Here is a 25,271-nt window from a genome sequence, read left to right as displayed (position 1 = left end):
GGATCGACGCGGGGCGGCCCGCCCGGTAAATATCGACCGTTTTACTTGCTGCAACCGGCACGGGCCCCGCGCCGTGCCGCCAGCAAAGTAGATGACATCCTCTAGGCTCTGGCTGAAAACCGTAGCGGAAGTCGCGGGCGGCTTGTTGTTTTAGTCGTACGATGGACTTCCTAGTCCGTCGAATCCACCATTGACGCACTAGGAAATCCATCCTACACCCCTTGCCGCAGGAAACTTCACCAAATCAACAAGCCGTCAAGACTTTCGGCAGCATGGCAGAACCCATTGGGAAATCGAAATTCTTGACGAATTCCGCTACCATGTTTCCGCCTCGGATGCGTTCTCAGACAATGCCTAGCCGTCCGGCAGCGTCCAAACAGGGTCAAAGACGCCCCCGAGTTGCGACTGGATCACCCGCAACATCAGTAATTTCGCTGGCCCGTCCTGCGGGCGTTCCAGCAGCAGTTCAGCCAGGATGTCTTGTGCTTCGGCGTGTTTTTCCGACTCGAATGCCGAAAGCGCCATCTCATACGCGATACAACTGGCACTCAAATCCTGTTGCCCACAGTTCCCGAGCTCGTACAGCTGCACCGGCTCGCGAATGTTGTGAACGCGAACACTGCAAACGCGTCGCCCACGCAGTTTCGCATCCACCCGGCTGGCAGTGCTCTGCGTCATCAGGATTGAACTCCGCAAGTATTTCGTCGCTCCTTGCACCCGGCTGGCCAAATTCACGGTGTCACCGAGCGGGCCATATTTGATTCGATGGGTTGATCCCGTGTTGCCGACGACCGCCAACCCGCTGTTGATCCCGATGCCCATCCGTGTGTCGGCTCCGACCGTGGAACGCCATTTTTCGCTCAGCTGGACCACCGCCTTTTGAATCGCGATCGCGCAATGACACGCCTCGGCGGCATGTTGTGGCGAAGCGATCGGGGCCCCCCACATCGCCATGATTTCGTCGCCGACATAATCGACGATCGTGCCGCCATGGTCCAGCACAATTCGGCTCAGCTCGTTCATCACGTCGCTGATCCAAGTGATCGTCTGTACCGGACCCACACGCTCGCTGGTGCGGCTAAATCCACGGACGTCACACACCATGACCGAGACGTCTGCGGGACACGGCTTGTCGAGCAAATTTTTGTCACAGAGGACTTGATTCAAAATGTTCCGAGGCAAGAACTTGCTCAGCTCTGCCAATCGAGCATCGATTTGACGCAGACTCGAACGGATCCTGGCATGCAACAATCGCTCATCGGCCGGTTTTTCCAGATAGTCATCGGCTCCATTTTCGATCGCGTCTGCGGCTGCAAAGCGGGCGTCGGCGTCGGCGACGACGATGATCGATGGTTTGCCAGTGGTGGGTGAGCTGCGTATTCGATGTATCAATTCTACTGCATCCATTTCCGCGAAGTTCATGTCCAATAAACAGACGTCAAAACGCTGCTGTTCCATCAATTCAATCGCGGTCGATGCACTTTCAACGCCCACCACGCGATAGGCGTAGCGTTTTAGTTTGCCTTCCAAATCAGCACGCGACTCGCGATCCGTATCGACCACCAATACCAACGGTCGTGGTCGATCGCGGCAGCTGTAGGGGTCGGTGAAACGACGTTCGTCGGTTTCGAGCGGTTTGACGACCTTGTTAGGTGAGGGGACAACTTTGATTCGCGACATGATTGCGCTGCGTTGATTCCATAACATGATAAGCCTGCGGGGACGCGATACGAATTCGCCTGGACGAGGAAGACGGCGATTCGAAAAAAAGGCTGTTGGATGAGTGCGGCGGTGACTCGACTGCGGTGATTCGACAGCCATGGAGATCAGCGGTCGTGATCAGCGGCCGTGATCAGCGGTCATGATCAGCCATGGGTGCGAAGGTATTCGCTAACGTGCGAGTTTAAGTTGCGGCTGTTGACAAAAACGCCGCTGCGTAGATAGCTGGTACAGTCGATTTGGTGGACAAGAAATCGAGCGAGGGTATCGGTGCTGACGAATCCGCCTCGCAACGAATGACGATCGGCAATACAAGCGCCAACGGTTCGCAGTGACTTCAATTTTGCGCAGCGGACCAGCGTCCAATCCAGATCGCTCTGCATCAACACCGCCGCTTCGTTTTGCTTGTCGACCAATCGCGAGTGAAGTCCCAACGAACCTGCCACACGCGTGGCAAACGTCCCCAAGGGACGTGGTCGATCGCCCGGCAAAACCACTCCTGAGTGCGAGACGACAATGTACCGCCGAGCGCCTTTGCGGTGCAGTTTGGGAAGCAGTGACCGAGTTAATTTCGCCGCCTCTGTCATGGCCCCACTGCCGCAGGTTCGCATGGTGGGACCGTAGCAATTGATGACGGCCATGCAATCGCTGACCACATCGGTCAACGAGCGTTGGTCGTTCAATTCGCAGAGGACCACTTCGAGCGAGTTGGCAGCGTGCTCGAAGCTCGGATCTTGGACTTGCGTTTTGACGTGGAAACCACAACGGCGAGCCACCGAGATGACTTGGCGACCGAGCACCGTATCGCCGCCGAGCACACAAATGCAACGTGCAAGGTTCATGTCCACATTCAGGTACATGTCCATCGTAAACTCCCGTACCGCTGCATCCTTGGGAAAATGCCGCGACCTATGTTGAATGAGAGAAGAGCAACGCGTCGCTTTCTTTCGACGCTCGTCTATTTCATAGGTCGAGAGTGAACGTATGCTGTCACATTAAAAGAGGTCTTCCTGGTCAGGATCCGATGGTGGCGTTTTATGCTTTCGCCGGGCCGCGATGGCAATGCTGCCCGCAACGATGGCTGCCCCGGCGGGATACGCCAGCTTGGTAACCCGCAGCGGCGCGGGCTCGGACGTCGGTTGTGTCTCTTCAGTCGTCATCGATTCGATCGATGCCAGGATCGAATCGAGCAGCGGACCCGAGATTGGTTCCACTGCACCGGCGGCGATCAAGTCCAAACAGCGGTGGTATCCGATCGTCGATTCCAATTGCACCTTGATCGCGTCTCCCGTGATCACGCCAATCCTCGACGGCAAATTCGCCCGTTGTAGGTCAATCAACCCACCCGGACCCGAAAACCAATCCAGGATCGACATGTCGACGACTTGAGGCGTTGCACGCAGCGTCGAGTGGAGATGGCGTTGCAGTCGAGGCAGGATGCCATCGTCAAGCTGCCAAGGATCTTCGTCGCTGTCGCTCAAGCTCTGCAGTGGATGCAATTGAAACGAGGGATCCGACGGGATCAAACCCGACCGAAGGTCGTCCACGCGATCGGAATCGGTACGCTCGATTTCGGAGGTGGATAAAAACGACGTCGCTTCTAATTCGCTTTCCGCGGCGGTATTGATCTCCGCAACCGCATCCGCATTCTCAGCCGAGATGGTCGATACCGTCTCGACCGCCTGCAGCGCATCTTGATCATCCGGCGCGGTGTCGCTTTGTTCCAGCGGTTGCAACGACGCAAGAATCGCGTCGACTGCCGACGGAATGACCAAACCGTTGTTGTTTTGCGGCAATGCGGCGTTAACGTCCCGGCGATCGTTGGCAACGTCGTTGACACCTGGGTTCGTTTGCGACGCGACGGTGCTGCTGACGCCCAGCGTCGTCGGAGTTGTACTCTGGGTGGCCAGCGCTACTGTGGTGTCCTGCCGATAGGAGGTGTCTTGCCGATAGGACGAGACTTGGCGGGACGACATCGCCGCATGATGATTTCGGTCGATCCCGTTGGCTCCGCCGCGATTGCTGTGTCCGCTGTTCCCCAGTGACTCGTTTGCTAACACGCGATTCTCTTGAATGCTGGCGTGCTGGAGCGTGGCCAACTGTGTTTGTCGTTGTGCTTGGATCGCGGACGATGCACTGCTTGCAAGCTGCCCGGCGGTATCGTCTTGACGGTTGGCCGATTGGCTCGCGGTGAACGAGAGGTCAAAAACAAAAATACCGCCCGCCAACAACGAACGCTTTTCTAATTGTTCAAAACGTAGAGGACGAGATGCAGAGGTGTCAGTCATCGTAGGATCTCCTCGCATTGCCAAGCGTGAGTGAATTGCGTTGATGTTTTGCCAAGTACGCTTGATACCGTGGGACCTCCGGTGCAAGCTGGACGGCTCGAGATTGGTGTTCTGCGGCTTCGATGAAATACTGGCGAGCGACGCGGCCATTGCCAAGTTGTTGCTGCAAAAATCCCAAATTATTTAGCACGCCACCGAGCATGCTTTGGACTTCCGCATCGTCGGGGTACAAAGCGGCCAGTGATCGTTGGTATGGCAACGCTTTTTCAAATGCGTTTTTTGCTTCATGTCGTTTTCCAATGGCGGCCAGCGACAAACCAAGATGATTGAAGCTGATCACCAAATCGCGTGAGTAGGCCGGTGAATCGGGCCATCGCGTTTGCAGTTGCTGGGCAATCTCGATCGCCTCTTCGAACGATTGGATCGCTTCGGCGTGTTGAGATCGCTGGGCATGCGAAGTGCCAAGTGAGTTAAGCGTCAACACAACCTGCGTTGCCAATTTCGCGTCGCCCCGGTTTTGTGCGAGCGACTTCGTTTGCTGGGCCAAAGCTTTTTTAGCGAACTCGATGGCTTGCTCTGGCGATCGTTTTGAAAGCAGCCCCGCCAAATTCGATTGAATCGATGCCAACAAGCCCGCTTCGGAGCCCGACGTTTCCAACAATTGGATGGCACGCCGGTAAACGGTGTTCGCTTCTTGCGTTTTCTCAGCTTCGTCCAACAACAATCCAAGGTTATTTAGCGTTGTGGCCAATTCTCGAGTCACGACCCTCGCATCGAGGTTCTCGGGCATCGACGTGTCCTTTGCATCGCGGTGCTGATTCAACAAACGCTGCTGGGTGACAATTGCATTGCCAAACCAATGCGCGGCTTGTTCGATTCGACCGGTTTGCGAGAATTTTTCGGCGAGATTGTTTTGGCTAATCGACCACTGCAAACTCAGCGCGGCGTCGTCGGGTGATTGCCGAGCCAATTCGTGATAGAGTTCTTCGGATCGCTCAAGTGCTGCGATTGCTTCTTCGCTGGCCCCCAATTCACTTTGGAACGCGCCGATTTTTCCGTAGGTCACTGCCAACTCTTTGCGTAGCGTCGGATCGTCGCTTGCTTCGCTGGCAAAACGTTTGTAATAGTCCAGCGTTTCGCCAAGCAACCGGCGACGGACAGGAGCGGCTGCAGGGATATCGTCCAACAGTTCGGCCATTTGCGATCCGATCCGATCGATCCAGTCCCGAGCGATCTGTTCATTGCGAGTCGCACGCATTTGATGAGCGAGTGCAATTGCCTCGTTCGCGTCGGAGACTTGTTTTTCGGCAGCCAACATAACCGTGAAAATGGCAAAGCCAACCATCGCGAACATGCCAACGATCATCGACACGGCAACGCTTCGGCGATGCTTGTTGGCGAGTCGACCGATCCGGTCCAATAGCGTCGGCGGACGGGCGATGGTCGGTTCACCCGCTAACACGCGGCGCAAATCATCGGCAAACGCTTTCGCGGTTTCGTAGCGTCCGTCTCGGTTTTTCGCCATCGCCTTGGCAACCACCGTCGCGAGATCGCGAGGCAGATGCGGACATCGCTTTCGCAGTGGCACGATCGCGTCGTTTTCGATCGTACGAAGGATTGCCGGAGCGTCATCACCTTCGTGGGCCGGACGCAACGTCAACATCTCGTACAGCGTCACCCCCAGCGAATAAACATCGGTGCGTCCATCGACGATCGCGGATTCCCCTCTCGCCTGCTCGGGGCTCATGTATTTCATCGTCCCGACGATATCGCCGGACTGGGTGAGTGATACGTCACTTTGCACCCGCGCCAAACCAAAGTCGGTCACCCACAGCTTGCCGTTTTGGTCAATCAGTAGGTTTGACGGTTTGACATCGCGATGCACCACTCCGAATTCATGAGCCGCATGCAGCCCTTCGGCCGCTTGAATGGCCTGGCCGACCGTTGTTCGCCAATCATCGGTAACCGATTGATTCAGCGTGTCGCCTTGGTCAACACTCTGAAACTCAAGGCTGCGTTTAAGAATGATTTCGTCCACCGACATCCCATCGATGAATTGCATGGCATAGTAATGCACGCCACGTTCGCAACCGACGGCATACACCGGCACAATATGTGGGTGTTGTAGCCCACCGGCCGCTTCGGCTTCGTGTTGAAACCGCGTGATTTGACGCGAATCGAGAATCGAAGGCAGCGGCAATAGCTTGATCGCCACGGTGCGTTTGAGCGACCGTTGGGTGGCCCGGTAGACCACTCCCATTCCTCCACGCCCAATCTGTTCATGCAAATAGAAATCGCCGAGACGACGCCCGTGTGGCGACGGTTGGCCTTCGCGGTTTCGAGTGTCAATGGCCGTTTTCTTTGCAGAAAGACTGCGTGAAGCATAACTCGATGGAGCAAGCGACGCAGTGGACTGCTCGAACGACGAGGCACACGATGCCGGTTCCAATCCCGCAGCCATGCGATGCAGATTTTGCAATCCGGCGACACAATAGCGAAGCGGTTGACGTAACTCGGGCGAATCCGATGTCAGCTCTTCCACGGTCGGCGGCAATCCATTTTCGAGACCTGACATGTAACGTTCCAGCAGCATGCTGAGGTGCTCTTTCTGGGCATCGGTCAAGTGCCGGGTGGCGAACGGTTCGGCGCTAAGGTCTGTCATACTCATGGCGATTTCTCGGGGCTATTCGATCGGGTCGCATGTTTCTTTGAACTTGTTGATTGCACGCAGCCACATCATCCGCACGGCGCCCGATTTGCGGTTCATGCGTTCTGCGATTTCGTCGAACGACAAACCTTGCAGATTGCGATACACGATCACATCACGGTATTCGGGCTTCAGTTTCGCCAGTTGATCCGACAAACGCAGCGACAATTCGCGTCGCCCCATGTCCTCGCTGGGTGACAGCCCGCGATCGGCCAAGATGTTCGCCAATCTTGCCATGCTGTCGTCGACATTTTTGGCGATTTGGTCCAAAGCCACCTCGCGTCGAATGTCGCGTTTTTGGGCGAACACGTTTGCTTCGATGGCATGTCCAAGGCAATTGCTAAGAATTTGACGCAACCACGCCAACAATTCGCCTTCACTGCCTCCTCGGAAAGCGGCAAAATCGCGGTGCGCCGCTAACATGGTCTCTTGGACCAAATCCGACGGACTCATCCGCCGTCGCAACCGACCATCCAATTGAGTGGTCGCCAACACGCTCAGGTAGTTGCGATAAAGCTGCAGCAATTCGCCAAGTGAATTGAGGTCGCCGTGACGAACTTGTTCAAGCATCTCGGAGACGCTGATTTGAGCGTCCGACGATTCTTTGGGGGGGGCTGTCGACATGGGATGCCTTCGTTCAGTTAAAGGTCGGGAAATGGGTTCACTGCGAAAAAACGCTACCGATACTGCCACTCGATCAGTTGTCTTGAACTCGTTGTCTTGAACCACGCTTGGTTGCGTTGAACCACTCTCTCTCGCTACCACGGTTGCCAGCATTCCATGCGTCGTCACGGGCAGCGAGGGGCCAAGGTTTGTCAAAGATTTGGCAGGGTTTTTCCGACGCGGTCGTGTTGTCGCTAGTTCGAAAGGACGATTCTCCTTCTCTTTTGTGACAATTTTGCGGCATTCCCGTCCTCAATGCATTGGATCTACTCGGTCCGCCACTCTTCACGCCTTTTCTGAATGCACCACCTTGTTACTGGAGGGTCACCCCCAATGGCTCGCTTATTGAATCGATGGTTCGAGCTCCTGCAAATGTCACGAAGCGAAAAGCGGCGTCCTGCTGCGCCACGGCGGCGATTGCGTACCGAATCGCTCGAGACGCGTCAGTTGTTGGCCGCCAATCTGTTTCACAACCAATCAATGCCCGAGGATGTCAATGACGACGGAGTCGTCTCGGCCGTGGATGCCTTGACGGTTATCAACGAAATGAATCGTCAACGCATCGGCGGTGACACGAATAACACGGTCAACGAACTGGGGTTCAAACCCGATGTCAATAACGATGGACGCCACACCTCGCTTGACGCATTGATGGTGATCAACCGGTTGAACCGTGAACGCAACCGTCATTCGGTTCCCGACATTCCGACGCAAAATCCAGATACTTCACCCGGGGGTGATGACCCGGCAACCGATCCGGCAGTCGATGTTCGCTCGATTGATGGCAGCAACAACAATCTGGAAAACCCGGACTACGGCGCGGCAAATACGACCTTGTTGCGGGTCGCCGACGCCGACTATGCCGACGGCATCTCGGAACCGGCGGGAACCGATCGACCAAGTGCTCGCGAGATCAGCAACACCCTTTCCGCAGCGAATCCCGAGGGCACCACCAACGACCGAAACCTGAGTGATTTTGTTTATCTGTGGGGGCAATTCATTGATCACGATATCGATTTGTCGCTGACGCAAGAGGGGGACGATGCGGAATCGTTTGACATCGTTGTTCCCAGCGGGGATCCCTTGTTCGATCCGACCGGTAGCGGAGAGGAGTTGATCTCGTTGACCCGGTCCGTGATCGCAAGCGGCACCGGGACATCGACGGACAATCCGGCCGAACAGGTCAATGCGATCACCGCGTGGATTGACGGATCTCAGGTATACGGAAGCAATCAAGAGACGAGCGATCTGTTGCGCGAGTTTAGCGGTGGCCGAATGCGAACCAGCGATGGTGACTTGCTGCCTACTGATGAAGAGGGGAACGTCCAGGCGGGGGACATTCGAGCTGCGGAAAACCTCGGGCTGACATCGATGCAGACGTTGTTCCTGAGGGAACACAATCAAATTGCCGACGACATCGCCGACGACCATCCCGATTGGAGTGATGAACAGATTTTTCAAGCGGCCCGGACGATCGTGATCGCAGAAATTCAGTCGATCACGTACAACGAGTTTTTGCCCGCGTTGCTCGGTGAAGATGCCGTCTCTGACTACGAAGGCTACGATGCGAGTGTCGATACGTCGATTGCAAACGAATTTTCCACGGCGGCGTTCCGGTTTGGACACACCACGCTCAGCGATGAAGTCGACTTCGTTGGTAACGATGGGATCGAAGTTCGCGCGGCTCTCTCGCTTGCCAATGCGTTCTTTAACCCGTCGCTGCTCGAAGAAACCGGCATCGATTCGATCATGAAAGCGGGGGCATCGAGTTTGTCGCAAGAAGTCGATTTGGAAGTCGTCGATAGTTTGCGTAATTTTCTGTTCGGGGCTCCTGGATCGGGCGGATTCGACTTGGTGTCGCTAAACATCCAACGAGGTCGTGATCACGGATTAGCCGATTTCAATTCGGTTCGTACCGCATACGGTTTGGATGCCTATGAATCGTTCGCTGAGATCACCAGTGACAGCGAACTGAGTGCGAAACTGGAAAGTCTGTACGGCGACGTCAACAACATCGACTTGTGGGTTGGTTTGTTAGCCGAAGACCACGCCGACGACAGCTCGCTTGGCGAGACCGCTTCGACGATCATTGCCGACCAGTTCGAGCGAATTCGCGATGGTGATCGCTTCTACTATGAAAATACGCTCTCGGACCGCGAGATTCGCGTGATCGAAAACACCACGCTGGCGGATGTGATCCAGCGAAACACCGACATCAATTCGTTGCAAGAGAACGTATTCTTCTTTGAGCCTTCGGTCACCGGGACGGTCCTCGCAGAAACGCCTGGGGTTGAGTCGGCGCCAGCGAATCACAATGACAAACGCTTCCCTCGAAACGGCGGCCATCCGACCGATCGTTTCCGTTCGGCAGTGCCAGTCGAAGGCGTCACGGTTGAGTTGCTCGACGATGAAGGCAATGTGGTCGATACCGCGGTGACCGATGTTTCGGGAAACTATAAATTTGACTCGTTTGATCATTCCGGAGCGTATCAAATTCGCATCGCGTCAACCGGCGATGTGGAAGCTAGCACCGTCGATATCCTGATCAGCAGCGGTGACGTGAACCTGAGAGGGATCAACTTGACGTTGACTCCCTAGCAGCGGCACGGTGGTATCGCTGGATTGGTTGAAGCAGCGATGGGGGCATCGCGTATTGGCGCTAGTTTTGTTATTGCCCCACAATGCAGATGCCTCTCCACCGGCGACTATCCGCAATCGCATAGGCCGGAGGGCCGAAACATCACCTGCCGTTGGCGTGAGCCAACGGTTTAGGGGCGTAAGTCCGGAGGCCGACCCACCGACGGCAGAGGGAGTGTCGGCCTTTGGGCTGTAATCGTCTCTTCCACTCTTCCTGTATCCGTTGGATCGAACACGGCGAAATGGTTATACTTTCGAATATGAATAGTGAAGTCACCAAGATTTTGACGGCCATCGATGGCGGCGACCGGCAGGCGGCGGGCCAGTTGTTGCCGCTGGTCTATGACGAACTTCGCCGTTTGGCGTCGCACAAAATGGCGCAAGAAAAAGCGGGGCAAACGCTGCAACCGACCGCCTTGGTTCACGAAGCCTTTATGCGTTTGGTGGGTGGCGAGGATCGTGCGCAGTGGGACAGTCGTGGGCACTTTTTTGCCGCCGCTGCCGAGGCGATGCGGCGAATCTTGATTGAAAGTGCGCGGCGACGCAACGCGGAAAAACGCGGCGGCGGGCTGGTCCGATCTGAATTGAACGATGACGATGCCGTATTGGACCCGGATGATTTCGAGACCTTGTTGTCGCTCGATGAAGCTCTCACCAAGCTCGCCAGCGAAGATCCGGAATTAGCAAAACTCGTCGAACTACGCTACTTTACTGGGTTGACGATCGACGAGACGGCTGAAGTGCTCGGTGTTTCGCCGCGGACGACCAAGCGAAATTGGACTTATGCGCGAGCTTGGTTGCGACGAGAACTCGATGCTCAAGAGTAGACGTTCCTGTCGTTTATTTGCGGCGTCTACAGTGAAAATGAAGAATCCAGCAAATCGATGGCCTGTATCCGACTTGTATCACGCATGACGATGGAGAGCGAGATATTTTCGTGCCGATCGAGTTTTAGGTCCTTATGAGCAGTCCCAACGAACGATCGATTTTTTTGGAAGCGATTGATTCGCCGACACCGCAGCAACGCAACGACTATCTTGACTCGGTTTGCGGTGATAATGCGGCGTTGCGAGCCTCGGTTGAAGCGTTGTTGGCGGCTCACGACCGTCCCTCTAACCCGCTGGACACTCCGCTGGGCAAGGGAATGTGTGACCTGCCGACGCTCACGGCGATCGACCAGCCCTCGAAATCAACCGAGCACGTCGGTATGAAAATCGGGTCGTATCGCTTGATGGAACAGATCGGCGAGGGCGGATTTGGATTGGTTTTTGTCGCTCAACAAGAACGTCCCGTCAAACGGCTTGTCGCGCTAAAAATCGTCAAACCGGGGACGGGAACCAAAGAGGTCATTGCACGTTTTGAAGCCGAGCGACAAGCCGTTGCGATGATGGACCATCCCAACATCGCGCAGGTCTTTGACGCCGGTGTCACGGAGGATGCTCGTCCCTATTTCGTGATGGAACTCGTTCGCGGTGTTCCAATCACCGAGTTCTGTGACAATCATCAATTGAATATCGTCGAGCGTTTAAGCTTGTTTACGGACGTGTGTTCGGCGGTTCAGCATGCGCATCAAAAGGGAGTGATCCACCGCGACATCAAACCGAGCAACGTGATGGTGACCCTTCACGATGATAAACCGGTGGTGAAAGTGATCGATTTCGGCGTCGCCAAAGCGATCGGGCAAACCTTGACCGACAAAACGATCTACACCCGTTTTTTCTCGATGATCGGCACTCCGCTGTACATGAGCCCCGAGCAGGCGGAGATGAGTGGATTGGATGTTGACACACGCAGCGACATCTACTCGCTGGGCGTGATGCTTTATGAATTGTTGACGAGCACCACGCCGTTTGATCGCGAGCGATTGGATTCTGCGGGTTACGACGAGATGCGGCGGATCATTCGCGAAGAGGAACCGCCCAAACCGAGCACGCGATTGACCACGATGGGGGACCGTTTGAGTACGGTTTCGGTGTCACGGCATACCGAACCAACCCGTCTGACATCAACGGTCAAAGGCGATTTGGATTGGATCGTGATGAAGTCACTCGAGAAAGATCGGCGACGGCGATATGAATCGGCTGCCGCGATGGCGGGCGATATTCGTCATTATCTGAATCAAGAACCGATCAGCGCGCGTCCGCCGAGTCGTAGTTATCGAATCCGTAAATTTGCTCGGCGAAACCGGGTCCCGTTGATCACGGCATCCTTGGTTGCCGTGACGATGATCATCGGGATGGTCACCAGCCTCTGGCAGATGTCGGCGGCCATCGACGAACGGGATAAAAAAGACCGCGCGCTGCAGCAGGCGGTGCAGGCAAAAAACGAAGCCACCGCGGCGCGACGCGAAATTGAACAGTTTGCCGAACGTTTGACCTCGGCCAATCTGTTGGTAGCGAGTGGGCAAGCGCATGCCGATGCCGAGAAGTGGCCCGAGGCGCGTCAAGATTACGCCGACGCGATCGAAATGCAACCAAGCTACTACCTACCTTGGATTCAACGAGCCCAGTTCTTCATCCGATTAAAACTGTGGAACGAAGCTGCGGCGGATTTTAAGAAGGGGTTGGATTTAGGAGCACCAACCGATTCGCCACAGTGGTGGGGCGTTCCTGCATTGTTTCAATTGACCGGAAAACAGCAAGCCTACGATAAATTGATCGCGACGGATCTCGATCGCATCCAAAGCGACACCGAGACACCTCGTTGGTCGGCGCTTCGCGATCTTGTGATTTCGTCCGAGCCGTCGTCCTCGATTTCATTTGACCAGCTTGCCAACCACGCTGAGACTTGGTTGGCTCAAGCGTCAACGCCTCCTGGCCGTCGCGGCGGCGGAGGACGACCTCCGGATCGACGATCGCCGCGGAATTCGCCAGCGGATGATGACGATCGAATGGGCGGACGAAGGGATGCACCGGACGGGCGTGGCTTTGGGCCTCCCGGACCACCGCCGTTTGACAGTTCGCGTCAAACGCGAGATCCATTTCGAGGCCCGCCAAGCGGCGACTTTTTGCCTCGTGAGGTCTGTTTGTATGTGACTGGGTTGACGCATCTTAGGGCAAACGATTTTGCGAGCGCGGTCGATCGACTTCGCGAGGCCAGCGAGGATCCGAACTGGCCCGGCGGCGATATCGTTCACGCGCCGCTGGCGATCGCGTTGCACCAAAGCGGTCAAGCCGACGAAGCACTCCAGGCGTTATCGAAGGCCGATGATGCTCTGAGCCATTGGGGACAACAATTACGTGATCAACCGACACGTTCGATTGACATTCCGTGGTTCGATTTGGTCGAAGCGATCGTGTTGCACCGCGAGGCCACGGTTCTGTTGACCGGGAATGCCCCAGCGGAGAACTTCGAGTTGGATCAAATGCGACAAACGTCGCTTGACTTGATCACCCCGTGACAATCATCAACGCGATACGACCCTGATTGATAGGGACGCAGAGGCTTCCCAGCAGATGTCGGAACGTTACTCGGGGAGAAGCGAAATGTCAGTGCAGGTCAAGACAGTTGTATCAAGGGCCGTGATTCCATTAGCCATGATGGCAGCGGCGTGTTGGACAGGGGATGTCCAAGCACAGTGTTCGGGCGGACGAGGCGGTGGCCCTACGGGCGGCGGAATCGCAACCGTGTCGCCGCGTGGTGGTGTACCGCTCGACGCGGTTGCGGCGATCCAGACGGTGGCAGCACAACGGCAGTTGTACGAGATGCAACTGGCTCAATTGCAACAAAAGCAGATGTTGGCCATGCAACAGCGAACGTACGAGCAAGATGCCTACCGTGAACGACAACATTCACAGATCGAGTGGGAACAGTCCTTGCTTGCCCAACGTCAAGAACGTGCCGAACGACTACGGCAAAAACGGGCCGATCGACTTGCCGCTCGGATCGCCGAGCGGCGCAGTGTGATGCTGACCGCGAAAGTAGAAGAAGCGGAATCCGACGACGACAATCCGTTTGCGTCAACTTATTAGAACCGTGTGTCCAAACGCGGTGAAGGATTTTCTGGTTACTATTTTCGCCAGAACGTGGTGATTCGCATTCACGCTGCAACCATCCATTTTGGGGCGAGCGCCGCGTGCAAAACGCAGCGGTCGTTATTTGCCACAACGAGTTGCATCACAGCGCTCGCGAATCACCGATGATCGCGAATACCGATTTTTAACCGCGCGGGACCCGACGATTCGTTGGCAAGCACTTTGGTCGCCGTAAACGGATCGTCCCGCCCCGCTGAACCGTTTACACGTCGCGTTTGTGTCGGCTTATTTTACGGGCGTTATTTGGAAATTGCGGAACAGCATTTTCTGATGGACACCCGCGTGCAGTTGCAGTCCGATCTTACCTTTCTCCGGAAACCGGATCGCGGTGTAATCGACAAACGGTGCATCGTTCAGGAACGTTTGGATGCGTTTGCCATCGACCACCATTCGCACCGTATTCCACTCGCCCGGTTTGTGAACGGTTTTGACTTTGTCCGATTTCGCCGGATACGAGCCTTGTTTGTCCACCGGCGCGTAGATGCATGCAGTGAGGTCGACTTTCAACGATCGTGAAATTCCGATTTGAACTTGATGCGATTCGCCATGCAAAAAGACGCCCGAATCGTAATCGGGTGAATCGGTCTTGAATTCGACGGACAATTCAAAGTCGGTGTAGTCGTCGTCGGTCCACAACACCGATCCTTTTTTGTCAGGATTGTCACCGATGATCATCCCATCGGTGACGGTCCAGTGCGACGCAAATTCCGATGGCTTGGTATGCCAACCTTCCAAAGTCTTACCGTCGAAAAGAACCGCGTTTTGGGACGAATCAGCGGATTCGCGGTCTTCGGCGTGTAACAGGTTCGCGGTTGCAAATAGGCACAGGGAAATTGTTAAAACAAGTCGTTTCATGTTTACTTCTAGAAAAAGGCAGGAAGGGGGTGAGGGAGGGAAGTTGACGTTGGTCGGTGGGGGACGACAGGAAAGGGGGCTTTAGGAACCGACGATTGAATACAGACCGCCGCCTTCGCGTTTCAGCTTTCCTTGATTGGCTAATTCTTGCCAAACGGATTTGGGGTACGAGTCGGGTGGCGTGATCGCGGCCACGCCCGAGGATTGGCCCGAAGACATCGGGCCGTATCCCAAACGCGACTCATCGTCCAATCGAGTCAGCTTCAGGCGTTTTCGAAACGCCTTCATCGCCAAACGCAATTCTTCTTTGGACGGGCCTGTGGGTTCGGGGGACACGGCCTCGGGGGACACGGCCTCGGGGGACACAGCGTCCGGGGTAGCGTGGTCTTCGGATTCAGTCATAAAATGGCTTCGCAATGAGTTCGTTTAACGCTTTGGCGTCAAAATCGATTATCATAATCGGCAGATGTGGATGATCGTGACCGCTATTGTCTACCACCGACTTTCACGTATCAACCTTTTGACGCTTCATCACCACGAAACTAAACGATAAATCTTGTTACGCTGGTCATGCTTGTTCCGTTAAAATCATGACTGAGAACACGGCGGCGGGATCCTTGGCGACGGCTGGGGGGCATCGCTGGCCAGCATCGGAAGGTCCGCGTCGGAAGGCCAGCGTCGGAATGATTGTTCGATACGTCGCCGAGATTCCTCTTGCTTCACGGACTTTCGTGACGTTCGATCCGCAATGCCTGAGTCGTACCGGCAAAACCTGATTCGATCCATTTCTTCTCCCTTGTCTAAAGAAACACGCTGCCATGAAGTCACTGGTACCTTTGCTATTTGCCTTGTTGATTGTTCCGCAAACGCTTTTGGCCGCTGCCGAAAAACCCAATGTGATCGTGATCTATACAGACGACCAAGGGTTTGGGGACGCCAGCTGTTTGAACCCGGAGGCGAAGTTCCAGACCCCCAATTTAGATCGGCTTGCTGCCGAAGGGATCGCGTTCACCAACGGCCATAGCTCGGACTCGGTTTGCACCCCGTCTCGCTATGGATTGTTGACAGGCCGCTATTCATGGCGAACGAAAATGAAGAAAAACGTGATGGGCGCCGAAGGCAAGTGTTTGATTGACGATTCCCGCATGACGTTGGCGTCGTTGCTCCGCGATAACGGATACCACACCGCAATGGTGGGCAAGTGGCATTTGGGGATGGACTTTCCCGGTTCAAGTTATCGCGATCGTGATTGGACAAAACCGGTAAAAGACATGCCGCTGGACAAGGGATTCGACTATTTCTACGGCGTTCCGGCGTCGCTGAACTATGGTGTCTTGGCATGGTTCGAAGGGCGTTATGCCAAGGTGCCACCGACGATGTTCACGGCAAAGAAACCCAACGATCGGCACGTCGACTATCGTATCATGCCACCCTACCAAGATTCACCCGAGGAAACCGCCAAGGTAGTCGGCACAAGAGGCATGGAGGTGGCACCCGATTTCATCGACAACCAATGTTTGACCCGGTTCACGGACAAGGCGATTCAGTGGATGGAGGGCAAGACGAGCGATGCAAAATCAGGCAAACCGTTTTTTGTTTATCTGCCCTACACTTCGCCGCATTACCCGGTGTGCCCGCTGCCTGAATTCCACGGGCAAGGCAACGCAGGCGGCTACGGCGAATTTGTGATCGAAACGGACTACCACGTTGGGCGTATCTTGAAGTTTCTCGAGCAATCGGGTTTGGATCAAAACACCATGATTGTCTACAGCAGCGACAATGGCCCGGAAAAGTCGTGGAAACAGCGGATCGAAAAATTTGATCACGACAGCAGTTCGATCTATCGAGGCGGCAAACGCGATATCTACGAAGGCGGCCATCGCGTCCCGTTTTTCGTGCGTTGGCCAAACGGGATTGCCCAGCCCGGTCGCCGCTGTGACGCATTGGTGGGACAATTGGACGTGTTGGCGACGTTGGCCGACATTCTCGATGTCGAGCTTCCCGAAGACGCCGGCGAAGACAGCCAAAGTTTTGCCTCGGTGCTGGTCGATCCCGATGCAAAGCACGAACGACTACCGCTGATCAACCACAGCGTCGCGGGACGTTTCTCGGTCACCGAAGGAACATGGAAATTGGTGCTGCCGCACGCAAAGGCCAAATACGAGTTGTACGACCTTGCCAAAGACCCGGCGGAAGCGTCGAACGTCATTTCGCTGCATCCCGAGATCGCCGATTCGCTGCAAAAGAAGCTCACCGATATCGTTTTGAATGGCCGCACCACCCCTGGCGAAGCTCAATCTAACGATACGGGGTATTGGAGTGATCTGACGTGGATCGAAGAATCCGAGTACGCTGCCCGGCAATGAGTCCGGCCCCAGTCGCGTTATTCTACGCTCATCCTTTGGTGTGCAACCTCGCTGTGTAGCGGAACTCGCCAAGAGTTTCGTCCGGACATGGCTTCCCGTAGCGGAACTCGTCAACGGCTTGTTAATTTACTGAGCCGCGACGCGTCAGCGGCCGGGTCCCACGCAAGACCCGGTGCCTTACGGCCCACGGCTCACCGTTGCGATTTGCATTTGGATCAAATCAACAAGCTGTCAAGAGTTTCGTCAAACGCAATCCGCTTTCCGCCACCCCAGGCCACCGAAAGTCTTGGCGACTTTCGCCACGGATTCCCCCCACCCAAACAAAAAAAACAATCCATGAAGGCGGCATCGATCCATGAGCTGAAAAAATCGCTCGCGAACCTGGACCGCGACGAATTGCTCGATGCATGCGTTCGTCTGGCAAAATACAAAGTCGACAACAAAGAATTGTTGACTTATCTACTGATGCACGCGGATGACGAACTTGGATACGCGGACGCGGTCTGTGACGAGATCGATCAACAACTCCCTGCGGCTCATACCATCCATAAAAAGACGATGCGAAAGATCGTACGCTGGATGGACAAATACATTCGCTACTCTGGCAACAAAGAAACCGAACTGCGAATCCGCATCCACTTTTGTCGGCAATTTGTTGAGCGGAAAATTCGATTTCGTAGCTGCAGAGTCAGTGCGAATATGTACGCGACCCAGTTGAAAAAAATCGATAAGGCGATGGAGAAACTGCATCCCGATTTGCAGTTCGATTTCCGCTATCAGATGCAAGGGCTCGATGCTCACCTCGGCTAAGGAGCTTGCTGAGTTTGGTAGCCATTTCGGCGCACGCTGGAACATGATTTCGTAGTGGAACTCGTCAACGGCTTGTTGATTTAATGGAGTTTCCTGCGGCAACGGGTGTATGATGGACTTCCTAGTCCGTCAATGGTGTATTCGACGGACTAGGAAGTCCGTCGTACGACTAAATCAACAAGCCGTTAACGACTTCCGCTACGTAAAAACGTCACCATCCCACACAACGTGGATTATCACGGTGCATTTCCTTGATTTGGCTCAAGAGTCAAAGCCGTATGATCCGATCATAGACGCTATTTGTCGTCGTCTTCGTTCGGATCTGCAACGATGGAAATTTCGGACACAACCCCCGCCTTTCGCACGTTGCAGCAAAGACGTTTGGACGCGGAACACAGTCTGCAAAACGTGTTTAGCGAAGTGTTGGCTGGCGCCGGGCATGCAGGCTATGCCTCGGCGGAACCGCTCGAATCCGACGAACCGCTTCCGACGCAGATCCAGGAGTCGTGGGACGGATGGTTCCAGCTCGAGTTGCAAGGCCGCTACCGCACGACCGAGGCACCGCGAGAACTCGGAAAACAGTACGGCGAACTCATTCAAAATGCCTATGAAAATGGCGGCTACGTTGCGCCCAAAGCGTATTTATCGTCGCTTTCCAAAGATGAGATGGCCGTGGTCCAAGGCATCCATCATTTAGCCAATCCGATCCAAGTCGATTCGTTGAGCGAAGAAGGCGCGATGAATTTGCTGATTCCGCCGGCGGCTCAGGTCGATATGAATCGCGACGGTCTTACCCAGTCCGGTGCTGCTTGGGGGCTGCGGTTTCCCGACAGCACCACCCCGAAACCGGTGGCGCAGGCTTTCGAGGCTGCGACCGAAGGCATGGACTGGGGCGAACGAGGTCTCTACGAATTGCAGATGAAATTGCCAACGCTGCTGGCGAATTTTCACGTCGATGAATCTGGGGCCTTCGCCTACCAAGTCGAACCGGGCGACCCGCGTTTCGTCAATCCCATGGCGGACCCCGAGTACTCGTACGTCGACTACGCCGACAGCTATCTAAGCTATCTTGAAGCCTTCAAATCTCGCATCGATCCGATCCAGTACGCCAATGGCAAAGCGTTTTGGACCGACTTTCAAAACGAATTGATCGCCAACGAAGCTTCGTAAAAAAAGCAGCTTCATAAAGAGCAGCGCCGCGACCAAAGGTCGACAACATCGCTTCCCGCCGTCGGTGCTGCATGAACATCGGAGCGTGGCTGGCCGAAACTCTTGGCGACTTGTTGATTTAGTGAAGGTATCTGCGGCACGGGGTGTAGGATGGACTTCCTAGTCCGTCAATGGTGGATTCGACGAACTAGGAAGTCCATCGTACGACTAAAACAACAAGCCGTTGGCGAGTTTCGCTACGGGGGGATTCGCTTCATCGCTGCCACCGGATCAGATCCAGCTCTAGGGGTACCGCGACGTTTGCGTGCTTCGGTATGATCCGTGGCGTGAAATCGGATGCGGGGCGCGTCGCGGTTACCGAGGTGTGGTAAGTCGCCCAGTTTTCTGTGGCGGACTCACGCGGCTCGGTTCGCAACATTTCCTGACGAACCGCGTCTTCGCCGTTCAGAGGATCGGCATACCACTCCACTCGAACGAAATTCGGATCGAGTCCGTCGAGGTAGATGTCGACTTCGACCGTGTGCTCGTTTTCGCTCGATTGCAATCTCACCTCACCGAACTTCAGCGATGCCCACTTCTCACGAAGCGAATGTTCCCAGTTGACAATACTGGTGCCGCCCGCACCGTTGTACGCTGCGCGGTGGTGGTATGCGATGGCGGCGGGAAGATAGTGTTGCTGTGTGTACTCACGCACTGTGCGAACCGCAGAGAATTGCGGGGTCAATTGCGACATGCTCGCTCGCATGCGGGCCATCCACTGCGTGGGGATGCCTTGTTCATTTCGCTGATAGAATTCAGGGACAACGTCGTTTTCAAGTACGCTGTAAAGCTGTGCGGCTTCGACTGCATCCCAAGCGGGATCGTCGCCATGTTCGTTGCCATCACCGATCGCCCAGCCTACTTCGGGTGTGTAGGCCTCGGCCCACCAACCGTCTAGCTCGGATAGATTGATGCCACCATTGACCAACACCTTCATGCCGCTGGTTCCGCTTGCTTCCCAAGGCCGCCGAGGGGTGTTAATCCAAACGTCGGCACCTTGCACCAATTGTTCGGCCAGTAACATGTCATAGTCGCTGATAAAGATCACGTGTTGACGGGCGATCGGATGCCGAATGAAATCGATCCATTGGCGAATCAGATCCTGGCCGGCCCGGTCCGCAGGATGTGCCTTGCCGGCGATCACGAGTTGAACGGGTCGCTCGGGATCCGATAACAATCGCAGTAGCCGATCGGGATCATGCAGCAACAAATTCGGCCGTTTGTAGGTGGCAAAGCGGCGTGCGAAACCAAGCGTCAACAGGTTCGGATCAAACAAATGTTTGGCCGCTTCGACTTCCTCGGAGGATGAGCCCGCACTCGCCAATTGTCGCGACAATCGTTTGCGGGCGTAGTCAACCAATCGGTGAGTGGCATCCACGCGAAACTGCCATAGTTTCTCGTCCGAGACACGGCAAATGTCACACTCCAGCGTCTCGCTGGTTCCTAGCCAGCGGTCTTTGCCACACATCTGTGTCCAAACGTCGTCCGCCGCAGCCGAATCCCAACTTGGCACATGAACGCCGTTGGTCACGTGTCCCACCGGCACCTCGTCGGCGGGCCACTGCGGAAACAGCGGTTCAAAGATGCGGCGACTGACTTGGCCGTGCAAACGACTGACACCGTTGACACTGCCGCTTCCCCGGATCGCCAACAGCGCCATGTTAAAGGGTTCAGATTCATCGTTTGGGTTCAGCCGACCCAGTGCCATCAAGTCGTGCAACGAGATCCCCAGTTTCTGTTCGGCATAGCGACGCAGATGCTGTTCGATCAACGCAGGTGCAAAACGATCGAAACCTGCCGCCACCGCCGTGTGCGTGGTGAACAAGTTTCCTGCACGCGTGACCGCCAACGCGACTTCAAACGGTTGCCCCGATGCGTCCATAAACTGAAGAGCTCGTTCCAGAACCGCAAACGCAGCGTGCCCTTCGTTCAAGTGGCAAACTTCGGGAGTGATCCCGAGCTCGGCAAGCAACCGCCAACCCCCAATCCCCAGGATCAGCTCTTGTCGCAAACGCAGTTCGTGACCGCCGCCATACAACTCGCTTGTGATGCCGCGATGCGCCGGGAAGTTCGCGGCATCATTACTGTCCAACAGATACAGTTTCACGCGTCCGACTCGAACCTGCCACGCACGCAGCCAAACTGCATAACCGGGCAGTTCGATCTTTAGACGCAGCCATTCACCGTCGGCGTCCCGTAACGGCCGGATCGGCAGCTGGCCGGGATCGTTGTAGGGGTACAACGCTTGCTGGTGTCCCGCGTTGTCGATGGATTGGCGGAAATAGCCCTGTTGATACAGCAGCCCCACGCCAACGACCGGCACACCAAGATCGCTGGCCGCTTTGAGTTGGTCGCCCGCGACGTTTCCAAGGCCGCCCGAATAGATCGGCAACGCCTCGCTGAGCATGAATTCCATGCTAAAGTAGGCGGCGCACGTCAGCGGTGGTGATTCCGAATGAGTTTGCTGGAACCACGCAGGTTGCTCCGCCGTTTGTCGGCGCATCTCGACCAACCGATCGACCTTCGCCCGAAACGCCGCGTCGCCCAGGACGTGTTCGATCCGTTGACGCGAAACCGTTTGCAGCACGACCCACGGGTTTTGAGTGATCTCCCACAATTCCGCGTCCAAGCGACGCCAAACCTCGTCGGTCGCATGGTTCCAAGATGACCGAAGGTCTAAAGCGAGTTCGGCTAAGGATTCGAAGCCGTCGATCTCGATGGGAAACAGGTCATAGATCGGGTGCACATGTCGCGGATTGTCACTCATCGTGTGTCCGCCAATTGCATACGATCTTGTTCAGCGGGTCTTGTCGTAACATTGCTACCCATGACATGGATTTGCAGGCCGATACCATGCACCCTATTGGACACCGTCGCGGCCATTCGATCCTCCCGTGGTCATCGTGTCGAGAGAACGTTTTGGAGATTGCGGAATTCGATTCCCAAGATCGATCGCCGCCAAGCGAAGCAATATCGGTGCCAAACGATTGTGACAAATTGTGATCGCAAAAACGACGTTATCCGCCAACTGCACACGTTCGCATCGACCGAATTCCGAAATCAAGGCGACAATCGCACACCGCCATCGCCCGTATTTGCACACTCGAGCATCACAGCACGCCGTAGCGAAAGTCGCCAAGACTTTTGGCAAGACGGCCTCAGGCCACTGGCCCCGAACGAGTGCACTGCCCCGGTGAGTGGTGGCATTGTGTATCTGGAAGTTAAGGTTTCTCGACTGGGGAAGTTCGGTCGTGAACCGTCTGACTCTCCGCGACGCGCAACCTACGATGACTCTGCGGATGAGTAGACAGAAACATTGGTGCGACAGAAACTTTTCGTGATGCAGGCTGGGCGTTTTTAATCTTTTTGTCGCACCCATATTTCCGTCTTTAATTACGGCCTGGACAGACCGAGTAGTCGTTGATTTGTGAACCCGGACGCTGAGAATAAACGAGTGGGTAAGGTGCCGAGTGAAGCTGCCAAGTTCCAACGATCCGCGACTTGCGATGACTCTGCGGTTGGGTAGACAGAAAAATTGGTGCGACAGAAAAATTACGCGATGCAGGCTGGGCTTTTTAATCTTTCTGTCCCACCAATGTTTCTGTCGTCAATTGCGACCTGGTCAGAGCAAGTAGTCGTTGGATCGTGAACCTGGTCGCTGAGAATAGACGAGTGGGGAAGGTGCCGAGTAAAACTGCCAAGTTCCAACGGCACTCGACTTGCGATGACTCTGCGGATGGGTAGACAGAAAGATTGGTGCGACAGAAAAATTTTGCGATGCAGGCTGGGCTTTTTAATCTTTCTGTCGCAGCAATATTTCTATTGTTAATTACGGCCTGGTCAGACCGAGTGATCGATGTTACGTGAACCCGGACGCTAAGAATCAACGAGTGCAGAAGGTTCTGAGTGAAGCTGCCAAGCTCCAACGACACTCGACCTGCGGTGACTCTGCGGTTGAGTCGACAGAAAGATTGGTGCGACAGAAAAATTTCGCGAGGTAGGCTGGGCTTTTTAATCTTTCTGTCGCACCAATGTTTCTGTCGTCAATTGCGGCCTGGACAGAACGAGTAATCGTAGTTTCGTGAACCCGGACGCTGAGAATAGACGAGTGCAGAAGGTTCTGAGTAAAACCGCCAAGTTCCAACGGCACTCGTCTTGCGATGACTCTGCGGATGGGTAGACAGAAAGATTTGTACGACAGAAAAATTTTGCGATGCAGGCTGAAGTATTTAATCTTTCTGTCGCACCCATAGTTTCCGTCTTTAATTACGGCCTGGACAGACCGAGTAGTCGTTGAATTGTGAACCCGGACGCTGAGAATAAACGAGTGGGGAAGGTTCCGAGTGAAGCTGCCAAGCTCCAACGATCCGCGACTTGAGAGGACTCCACGGTTGAGTAGACAGAAAAATTGGTGCGACAGAAAAGTTTTGCGGTGCAGGCTGGGCTTTTTAATCTTTCTGTCGCACCAATGTTTCTGTCGTCAATTGCGGCCTGGTCAGACCGAGTGATCGTAGTTTCGTGAACCTGGTCGCTGAGATTAGACGAATGGTGAAGGTTCCGAGTGAAGCTGCCAAGTTCCAACGACACTCGACGTGCGGTGACTCTGCGGTTGAGTCGACAGAAAAATTGGCGCGACAGAAAAATTTCGCGTTGCAGGCTGGGTGATTCTAATCTTTCTGTCGCACTAATTTTTCTGTCGTTAATCTACTACGTGACCAGACCGAGCAATCGTCGACTCACGAATCCGATTTCTGAGAGGTGTCGACGGAGGAGTTGCGGAGCGAAGTAGCTGGCTTCCTGCGACACTCGACCTACGATGACTCTGCAGTTGGATAGACAGAAAGATTGGTGCGACAAAAATAAGCGGAGAGGCGGACTTCTGTTTCTTAAGGACGCAGACGCAGCGGTGTGGCCGTAGTGGGTGGGCGACTGAACCGGAGCGGTCGAAGGTAACCAAGAAGTCAACCGGTTTCAGCCTTTCATGGTTGGACGTTCAACTGCTCCTATTTTTTAAGCTGGCATCGTCTTAACTTCTTCTGCTTTTCCGCTCGTCTCTAGCGGCAGTTATTTGAACACGCGGCCGTGCCGCGGGAATTGATGACGGCTCAGTGCGGCGAAATCACCTTGCTCGTCGAAGAACATATGATGGGTGATCGTAAGTGTCTCCGACGCGATCTCAATCAAGTTGAACGAGTTCTTCTCGCGTTCACGCCCTCGGCCGCGTCGCGATGTCGTCGTGCCGCACTGGACAATCACAATCCCGCGGTCGCGATGGTTTCCCGAATAGAAGTCGAGTGAGTTGCCGATGTAGGCGCGGTGCAGGTGGCCGCCTAAGATCATTTCCACCCCTTGATCGACAAACTGGTTGATCGCTCGCTTTGCCTTGGGCATCGCATTGTCGCGAAGGTTGTCCGGTGCCGGAGCGAAATGATGATGGGCTACCAGGATCTTGCAAAGCTCCGGCGAGGCGGAGCGAAAGACTTGGCCGGAATGCTCGAGCTGGGACGGGACAATCCGGCCATTGGAAATTGCTCGCCGGGGCGAAGTCGAATCGAGCCCTACGATAATCGCTTCGTCCATCTTTAATACCGGTGCGAGGTCGTCCGTGATGATTTCACGATACAACCCCAAGGGATCCGTGAGTCGCTCTTTGACGCGGTACAACGGCACATCGTGGTTCCCGGGAATCACCAACATCGGACACTTCGGAAGTTGGTCCAGGAATTCGCGAGCGGCGACAAACTGCTCGCGTTTGGCGCGTTGAGTCAAATCACCGCTGACGACGATGGCGTCAGGGTTTAATTTTGGCGCTAAATCAATCATTGCCTGCCCCACACGTGGCAGGTAGGGCGGCCCAAAATGGAGGTCGGAAATGTGCAAAATCTTCATGGCACGCATTCAGGGTTGGAATGAGTCTTTGGATGCCTTGTTTGCGGAACGGTGACGCCTCGGCGGTCACTTCGTGTTTATCAAGCTTGATCCG

Annotated in this window: 16 protein-coding genes; 7 read left to right on the top strand and 9 right to left on the bottom strand. The window is 55.1% G+C overall.

Annotated features, from left to right (window positions below; translation table 11 throughout):
* Positions 1-354: 354 nt before the first annotated feature.
* From ABEA92_RS00670 to ABEA92_RS00650, 5 genes are all read right to left on the bottom strand, one after another.
* Positions 355-1,680 carry an adenylate/guanylate cyclase domain-containing protein gene (locus ABEA92_RS00670; RefSeq protein ID WP_345681778.1) on the bottom strand — a complete coding sequence of 442 codons (1,326 nt, stop codon included), beginning with the start codon at positions 1,678-1,680 and terminating at the stop codon, positions 355-357.
* A gap of 185 nt (positions 1,681-1,865) precedes the next feature.
* Positions 1,866-2,561 carry an SDR family oxidoreductase gene (locus ABEA92_RS00665; protein ID WP_345681776.1) on the bottom strand — a complete coding sequence of 232 codons (696 nt, stop codon included), beginning with the start codon at positions 2,559-2,561 and terminating at the stop codon, positions 1,866-1,868.
* Between the two features lie 153 nt (positions 2,562-2,714).
* On the bottom strand, positions 2,715-4,007 hold the full coding sequence (locus tag ABEA92_RS00660; protein ID WP_345681774.1) for a hypothetical protein: 1,293 nt from the start codon (positions 4,005-4,007) through the stop codon (positions 2,715-2,717).
* On the bottom strand, positions 4,000-6,675 hold the full coding sequence (locus ABEA92_RS00655) for a protein kinase domain-containing protein (protein WP_345681773.1): 2,676 nt from the start codon (positions 6,673-6,675) through the stop codon (positions 4,000-4,002). Before ABEA92_RS00655 ends, ABEA92_RS00660 begins: the two co-directional genes overlap by 8 nt.
* 15 nt (positions 6,676-6,690) lie before the next feature.
* Positions 6,691-7,338, bottom strand: coding sequence for a sigma-70 family RNA polymerase sigma factor (locus ABEA92_RS00650; protein WP_345681771.1), 648 nt, complete (start codon positions 7,336-7,338; stop codon positions 6,691-6,693).
* Between the two features lie 372 nt (positions 7,339-7,710).
* On the opposite strand from ABEA92_RS00650, the gene ABEA92_RS00645 reads away from it, so the two are divergent.
* The 4 genes from ABEA92_RS00645 to ABEA92_RS00630 all read left to right on the top strand — a co-directional run bounded on the left by ABEA92_RS00645 (position 7,711) and on the right by ABEA92_RS00630 (position 13,985).
* Entirely contained in the window at positions 7,711-9,975 is a 2,265-nt protein-coding gene (locus ABEA92_RS00645) for a peroxidase family protein (RefSeq protein ID WP_345681770.1), read from the top strand.
* Positions 9,976-10,274: 299 nt separating this feature from the next.
* The gene (locus ABEA92_RS00640; RefSeq protein ID WP_345681769.1) at positions 10,275-10,841 is read left to right on the top strand and encodes an ECF-type sigma factor; all 567 of its coding nucleotides are present in this window, start codon (positions 10,275-10,277) and stop codon (positions 10,839-10,841) included.
* A gap of 134 nt (positions 10,842-10,975) precedes the next feature.
* Positions 10,976-13,414 (top strand): serine/threonine protein kinase, encoded by a 2,439-nt coding sequence (locus ABEA92_RS00635; protein WP_345681768.1) that lies wholly within the window; start codon positions 10,976-10,978, stop codon positions 13,412-13,414.
* A gap of 121 nt (positions 13,415-13,535) precedes the next feature.
* Positions 13,536-13,985, top strand: coding sequence for a hypothetical protein (locus tag ABEA92_RS00630; RefSeq protein ID WP_345681767.1), 450 nt, complete (start codon positions 13,536-13,538; stop codon positions 13,983-13,985).
* A gap of 288 nt (positions 13,986-14,273) precedes the next feature.
* Here ABEA92_RS00630 and ABEA92_RS00625 read toward each other — a convergent pair whose 3' ends face one another.
* Entirely contained in the window at positions 14,274-14,903 is a 630-nt protein-coding gene (locus tag ABEA92_RS00625) for a 3-keto-disaccharide hydrolase (RefSeq protein WP_345681766.1), read from the bottom strand.
* Between the two features lie 81 nt (positions 14,904-14,984).
* Positions 14,985-15,305, bottom strand: coding sequence for a hypothetical protein (locus ABEA92_RS00620; protein ID WP_345681765.1), 321 nt, complete (start codon positions 15,303-15,305; stop codon positions 14,985-14,987).
* Positions 15,306-15,721: 416 nt separating this feature from the next.
* Here ABEA92_RS00620 and ABEA92_RS00615 point away from each other — a divergent pair, with 416 nt between their 5' ends.
* The 3 genes from ABEA92_RS00615 (at position 15,722) to ABEA92_RS00605 (ending at position 19,249) form a co-directional block, all read left to right on the top strand.
* A complete protein-coding gene (locus ABEA92_RS00615; protein ID WP_345681764.1) occupies positions 15,722-17,269 on the top strand; it encodes a sulfatase family protein in 1,548 nt (515 codons plus the stop codon).
* Positions 17,270-17,605: 336 nt separating this feature from the next.
* Positions 17,606-18,079, top strand: coding sequence for a hypothetical protein (locus ABEA92_RS00610; protein ID WP_345681763.1), 474 nt, complete (start codon positions 17,606-17,608; stop codon positions 18,077-18,079).
* 330 nt (positions 18,080-18,409) lie between these two features.
* Positions 18,410-19,249 (top strand): hypothetical protein, encoded by an 840-nt coding sequence (locus tag ABEA92_RS00605; protein ID WP_345681762.1) that lies wholly within the window; start codon positions 18,410-18,412, stop codon positions 19,247-19,249.
* Between the two features lie 253 nt (positions 19,250-19,502).
* Here ABEA92_RS00605 and glgP read toward each other — a convergent pair whose 3' ends face one another.
* Positions 19,503-22,055: an alpha-glucan family phosphorylase gene (gene glgP, locus ABEA92_RS00600; protein ID WP_345681760.1), complete on the bottom strand. Its 2,553-nt coding sequence runs from the start codon at positions 22,053-22,055 to the stop codon at positions 19,503-19,505.
* 2,297 nt (positions 22,056-24,352) lie between these two features.
* Complete coding sequence (locus ABEA92_RS00595; RefSeq protein WP_345681759.1) at positions 24,353-25,177, bottom strand: metallophosphoesterase family protein; 825 nt, start codon at positions 25,175-25,177, stop codon at positions 24,353-24,355.
* Positions 25,178-25,271 lie beyond the last annotated feature (94 nt).

The organism is Novipirellula caenicola (assembly GCF_039545035.1).
In the GTDB taxonomy this organism is placed as follows: domain Bacteria; phylum Planctomycetota; class Planctomycetia; order Pirellulales; family Pirellulaceae; genus Novipirellula; species Novipirellula caenicola.
This window is presented reverse-complemented; position numbering and strand designations above follow the sequence as displayed.